The 2,731-nt window shown below is 47.9% G+C and carries 3 protein-coding genes and 1 pseudogene; all 4 read right to left on the minus strand.

Going from position 1 to position 2,731, the window contains the following annotated elements; all coding sequences use genetic code 11:
* Positions 1–43: 43 nt before the first annotated feature.
* Positions 44–985, minus strand: a complete 942-nt coding sequence (locus H6A27_RS14150; RefSeq protein WP_204509149.1) for a GDP-L-fucose synthase family protein — start codon at positions 983–985, stop codon at positions 44–46.
* Positions 986–1,108: 123 nt separating this feature from the next.
* Complete coding sequence (locus H6A27_RS14155) at positions 1,109–1,567, minus strand: N-acetylmuramoyl-L-alanine amidase (RefSeq protein ID WP_204509150.1); 459 nt, start codon at positions 1,565–1,567, stop codon at positions 1,109–1,111.
* A 142-nt stretch (positions 1,568–1,709) separates the two neighbouring features.
* On the minus strand, positions 1,710–2,138 hold the full coding sequence (locus tag H6A27_RS14160; RefSeq protein ID WP_204402917.1) for an HU family DNA-binding protein: 429 nt from the start codon (positions 2,136–2,138) through the stop codon (positions 1,710–1,712).
* Between the two features lie 180 nt (positions 2,139–2,318).
* Positions 2,319–2,459, minus strand: a pseudogene (locus H6A27_RS14165) (PD-(D/E)XK nuclease family transposase); the annotation flags it as partial.
* Positions 2,460–2,731 lie beyond the last annotated feature (272 nt).

The raw sequence follows: 2,731 nt of genomic DNA on the forward strand, positions 1-2,731 counted from the left end.
AGTTTTTAAGTTTTCGAGTTTGTTGATGTTTTTAAGTTTTTAGTTACCGTTCCGCTCTCATCGGATTATTCAGAAAATCCTCGTAAGCCAGTCTGATACCGTCCTCCAGCTCCGTCCTGTAAGTCCATCCAAGCGCTTTAGCTTTTGATACATCCAGTAGCTTTCTAGGCGTTCCGTTCGGACGTGTGGTATCCCAGAGTATTTTCCCTTCATAACCTATTACCTTAGCCACAAGCTCTGTCAGTCCCTTGATGGATATCTCCTTACCTGTACCCGCGTTCACCGTCTCGTCCCCGCTATAGTTGTTCATCAGGAACACACACAGGTTCGCCAAGTCGTCCACATACAGGAATTCCCTCATCGGGCTTCCGTCCCCCCAGCAAGTCACCTCCTTCAGTCCTGCCACCTTAGCCTCGTGGAAACGTCTGATAAGCGCCGGCAGCACATGGCTGTGTTCCGGATGATAATTGTCGTTCGGTCCGTACAGGTTAGTCGGCATCACACTTATGTAGTCCGTGCCGTACTGTTTGTTCAGATATTCGCAGTATTTCAGTCCGCTTATCTTTGCCAGAGCATACGCCTCGTTCGTCTTCTCCAGTTCCGAAGTCAGCAGACAGCTCTCCGGCATAGGCTGTGGAGCCATACGCGGATATATGCAGCTTGACCCTAAGAACTGCAGCTTCCTGCATCCGTTCTTCCATGCCGAGTGGATGACGTTCATCTCCAGCGTCATGTTCTCATACATAAAGTCCGCCAGCGCCGTCTGGTTCGCTATTATGCCACCCACCTTTGCCGCTGCCAGAAACACATATTCCGGCTTCTCTTCGGCGAAAAACTTCTCCACCTGTTCCTGTCTTGTCAGGTCCAGTTCCTTGTGTGTACGTGTAATGATGTTCGTATATCCCTGCTTCTGCAGTTCCCGTACAATGGCACTTCCCACCATTCCCCGGTGTCCTGCCACATATATTTTACTGTTCTTTTGCATTAGTCAAAATCTTTGAAGCACAAAATTACAGAAAACTTCTGTAACATCAACCTTATAAACGAAAAATTCCCCCATACCCGGCCTGCAACCGTGGCATGAGGGAAAATCAAATCACCTCTGTCCTTATCTCAGTCTGGCGAAATCCTCCGCCGTCACATCGAAGCACGGACATTCCTTAATCCATTCTTCGGGTTCTACCGTCCCGTTGCCGTTCAGGTCAGGGCTGAAATCCCTGTGACCTGCAATCACTTTTATGGGGAACTCCTTCTTCAGTGTCTCTATCAGCCATTTCATGGCGTGCTTCTGTTCCGCCGTCCTGGTGTCCGTTGGCACACCCTTCGCGTCCAGTCCCCCTTCGTAGCAGATGCCTATGCTGCCTTCGTTGTGGCCCTTGCAGTGGGCACCTATACGCTCCACCGGACGCATATCGCATATCTCTCCCGTACGACGGATATAAAAGTGATACCCGCATCCGTTGAAACCGCGCTTACGGTGCATCTTGACCATAGCAGCAGGCTCGAGCCTCTTGCCCTCAGGCGTAGCTGAGCAGTGGATGATAATCGTATCAACATGCCGCTTCATTACCTCCTCCCTTCCCTTTGTCTCTGAAGCCCCCTGTAAAAATACAGATAAGGCATTTCAGGATTCTGATTACTATTTTCTTTATTTTCATGGTTTATGAGTTTTTGAGTTTTTAAGTTTTTTAGTTGACCAGGTGACGAGGTTAAGGGAGCGGCTCTTCTTCCTCTTCCTTCTTGTACTTCTGTTCCACCTTCTGGTACTTCAGGGTGTTGAGTGTGTTTACCAGAGTCTGACCGCCCCTGAAGATGATTTTTCCTTTCTTTATCAATCCGTCGTGGAAATCTTCCTTCGTCAGTGAGCCCTCGCTGCTAAGGCTAATCTGCAGAGAGCCCAATTCGCCCAAACGTACTATCTCGCCGTTAGCCAGCGAGTCAGCCACCACGTCCTCCAGAGCTATGAGCACCGCCATCACGTCCGCACGTGTCACCGTACACGTCTGTTGTATTCTCTGCGAGAGTTCCCTGATGCCGGCCTCACCTCTTGCCTGAGCCTGCGCATAAAATTTACCTGCCACTTCAGGGTTCTGCGGGTCTTTACGTTCCACTACCGAATAAGTCAAATACTTGTCCATAACAATTTCCTTTCTTTTTTAAAGATTAATACCAGATAAAAAAAATTCGCTGCAATCCGAAACTCTTGGGATCCCTTTCCGATTACTTCACAAAGGTATCACCGTCTCGTTTTGCAGCGTTCCTCTTTATCCTCCTGTATAAGGAAATATAAATTTTCGGCAGCTTTAGGTATGGGTTATCTACAGTCCCTCTATTTCTTCTGCTGTAAGTCCTGTAGCAGTCTGAATCTGTTCTGTAGCCAGTCCCAATGATTTCAGGTTGCGTGCTATATCCTTTTTTTCTTCCGCCCGTCCTTCCGCACGTCCTTCGGCACGTCCTTCCAGCACCGCATAATTGGCCTTGTTGCGCAGCAGTCGCTTCATAGCCCAGTCAAAACGGATATAATTTCCCATACAGTTATCAGTTTATAAGTTTTATTTCACAATCCACCTCTCCACATTCCTCTTCTCATAGCTGAAGTTCACACCCACCTTCACCAGCTTTCTTCCGTCACATAATATCTAAATATATTTCATCAATGTCATGAAGGCATTCTTCACATGCTTGTTCGGGAACCCCAGCTTGTAGATATTCGATTTCTTATCGTAATCTT

The sequence above is a fragment of the Bacteroides caecigallinarum genome (assembly GCF_016902295.1).
GTDB lineage: Bacteria > Bacteroidota > Bacteroidia > Bacteroidales > Bacteroidaceae > Phocaeicola > Phocaeicola caecigallinarum_A.